Source organism: Nitritalea halalkaliphila LW7, assembly GCF_000265075.1.
GTDB lineage: Bacteria > Bacteroidota > Bacteroidia > Cytophagales > Cyclobacteriaceae > Nitritalea > Nitritalea halalkaliphila.
Map to the genome: position 1 here is coordinate 1 of NZ_AJYA01000117.1, position 1,061 is coordinate 1,061.

Sequence of the window (1,061 nt, forward strand, 5' to 3'; positions counted from 1 at the left end):
ATCTGCCTAATGGAAATCCTTCCCTGTAGAGGCGGTGAATCTCAAAATAAACCATAAATTTGTTTAAATACACATTCATAAAGTGCTAGTTTTGATACGCTAGCAAAATAGTCCAAAATCCCTTAGGGGCATGCCCTAAGGGATTATTGGTGGTGCATTCTTGTTGCCAAATATGGTGCAGTCTTATTTACCGAAATTGGTGCAGTTGTATTTACCGATTACAATTCCTTCCATGAAGATAGCTTTGAACATGTTTGCCATACTTTTCTGGGGAAAAAGGAATCGGTTGTTTTGCGTTTGGCATCTACCCATCTCTGTCCGTCATATCCTCCAGCACTGACGATGCAGTGGACGTGAGGGTGAAAACTAAGATCCTGTCCCCAAGTATGCAGTACCATTGTGATCCCCGGTTCGGCACCTAGGTATTCGGGCATCTTTGCATGCTTGAGCAGGGTTTGGGAAGCTGCCAGAAACAAAAGGTCGAATAGCTTAGCTCTGTTCCCCATGATCACTGGATTGAGTTCATGTGGCAGGGTAAAGACGATATGGTAATAGACGGTAGGTAGGAGTTCATCCATTCTATTCTCAATCCAGGCATCCCTTTTCATGCTTCCACAGTTGGGGCAGTGCCTGTTGCCGCAGGAATGGTATCGATGGGCGATGTTTCCACATTGCTGATCATCGCACCTGCTGAGGTGATACCCTTTTGCAGCGGTATGACAGGCAGCAAGATCGGCGAAAACCGCTCTGCTATAAGGATTGAAGTTGGAGATGGATTGATGCCTGAACAGGGACTGGAAAGAAACATCAGTTTCCATGACCAAGCAGGTCAAGAGGTGAGACAAGTTTATCCCTGCGCTGCTTGGTCAGGTGGAGATAGATCATGGTAGTCTCTATCTTGGAATGTCCGAGAAGCTGCTTGATGGTATGTATATCTGTCCCTGCATCGAGAAGGTGTGTGGCAAAGGAATGCCTGATTGAATGTGCAGAAAAACCATACTGTTCAAAGCCTGCCTGATTCATGGCCATGCGGATGGCATGTGTATTGATCGGTCGTTCAT

1 protein-coding gene and 1 pseudogene are annotated in these 1,061 nt (G+C 46.0%); both read right to left on the reverse strand.

Translation table 11 applies throughout. The features are described from left to right. Nucleotides 1-222: 222 nt before the first annotated feature. Nucleotides 223-818 (reverse strand): annotated as a pseudogene (locus A3SI_RS16690) (IS91 family transposase); the annotation flags it as partial. Next, on the reverse strand, nt 808-1,061 hold a 254-nt coding region (locus A3SI_RS16695), incomplete at its 5' end, for a tyrosine-type recombinase/integrase (RefSeq protein ID WP_009057860.1). The pseudogene A3SI_RS16690 and the gene A3SI_RS16695, both read right to left, overlap by 11 nt.